The organism is Fructilactobacillus sp. X7R9C1 (assembly GCF_059901005.1).
In genome coordinates this window covers 1-1,888 of record NZ_JBWXVG010000028.1, presented here as the reverse complement: position 1 = coordinate 1,888, position 1,888 = coordinate 1, and the positions used below count along the sequence as shown (strand labels likewise).

The 1,888-nt window shown below is 37.4% G+C and carries 2 protein-coding genes; both read right to left on the bottom strand.

All coding sequences use genetic code 11. The features are described from left to right. Window positions 1-1,004 (bottom strand): phage tail protein (locus tag AC6UD0_RS07170; protein ID WP_500708665.1); only part of this gene is annotated, 1,004 nt, incomplete at its 3' end. Beyond that, the coding region (locus tag AC6UD0_RS07165; protein ID WP_500708664.1) for a family 43 glycosylhydrolase at window positions 1,004-1,888 on the bottom strand (885 nt) is incomplete at its 5' end. The genes AC6UD0_RS07170 and AC6UD0_RS07165, both read right to left, overlap by 1 nt.

Genomic DNA, 1,888 nt, shown 5'->3' with positions numbered 1-1,888 from the left:
GCTGTATTGTTTAACGTTATTTGTGTTGGTTGCGCAACGTCCATTGGATAATACTGGTATGCAACTACTTCAAGCTTCGTCGCTAAATCGTCAGGTCGAACTTCCATTAAAACCATATCCCCGGGAGTTGGTTCATCGTGGGTAGTTAGTGTGATGTCAACTGTCAACGATGGTTCTAAAGACAGTTGCTTCATGGCATACTGGCGCATGCTGTTAGCGTCTGTAAATCGTTCATCAGAAATATCAGCTAATTGATGAACTCCCCACTTTGCAATACTAGTCTGATCACTAACCTGGAATGGCTCGAAATAGTACTCTGTCGGTGCGTTTTCATCAGCACCTTCAGGTTTATCCTTTGGTTTTCCAGTACACCAAACTTGATTAGTAATCGTAGTGCTGTCGTAAGTTGGCTTAATTTCGCTGGCATTGTATAGATACCCTAGTCGATTGCCAAGGTCTTGTACAAAGCTATCATGTTGAAAAATCCTAATTTTACGATTGTCCGGAAAAATAATTGCATCTGGCCAGACTTCAATAATTTTACTAATGGCGTCTTGACCACTTACGTTTCCAAAGTTCTCAATCTGGTTACTTTCAAAGTTACCAATCACTTCATAAGAAAATCCCATATTATTGTTATCAAATACAAAGCTCATGATGCTTTGTGGTGTATATGTTAATACTCCATTTCTGACAGCGCGTTGACGGAACCATTGGCACTCACTATAAACATGGGTTGCTACGACCGCTTTTGTACTTACTCCAGCGTTATAATCTGGGGCAATTTGTTTAATGATAAACTCTTGCCCTCGGTAAAATAAACTAGCTTCTGGCGTGAGCAATGAATAACTTGAACTGCCATCATCAAAAGCAGTGAATTCGATTTGATAAGTCGAATTCTTTTCCCATTGAACGTAGAACGTATCGCGTTGAATGCAATTCAATTTAGCTTTGTAGCCACTATCAATGCCTTGTCCTTTAACAATTAAGCGATTATTGTCCATCAAATCACCTGCGTTCCTAGTGACGTTTCTTGTCGAATATCAGGAAAATATTCTTTTTGAACGGGTTCATTAGCGTTGTAAATAAAACTACCATGACGCATATACGTTAACCCGTTATCACAACTTAAAATAACTGGATTGGTATATTTTGTCATAGTATCATCAGTAACTTTTCTAACCACATATGATTGAATACCATTACCGTTAACGCGGTCAGTAAATAGCAATGGATAGTCATTCGTAAATAATAATTCTGGACCTTCTTCATAGCCTTTTACATAGTCATGTGGTGGAACAACTAAATTAGTTTGAATTCTAGAATAAGGACCCAAATAGTCGTCAGCCACATAAACGTGATTATAAGCCATAAAGCAATAGTACTTACCGTTAATAAAGCGAATACAAGCATCAATATCGTTATTACAATTAATCCTGGCTTTTTGCCAAGACCTAGTAAATTTGCCGGTTTTCAAATCGATATCAAAGATAAAAACACTTCTAACTCCGCCTTGACCAAGCACTTTCTTGGTAGCTGTCAAAACGATATGGTTTTTACCATTTTTATCCTGGAAAAAGTCCGGAGCCCAGATGAAATCTAGTTCTGGTTTTTCCCAAAACGGAGTGGACAACTCTTCAAAATTTTGAAAGTCTTTTGTGCGATATAAATTTACCGTACCTACCAAATAAAAATAATCTTCATATCGTGCAATACTATGGTCACGCAAACTACCTAATTGTGGTAAATCAGCTATTTTATTCCAATTATATAAATCGTCACTTGTACAAACAATTGAACGCGCTAACCATGGATTAGTTGGATCGGCCACTGCTTCAAAACCCACAAAGGAATAGTTAGCGTTATTTATTTTATCTATAAGTCTCAA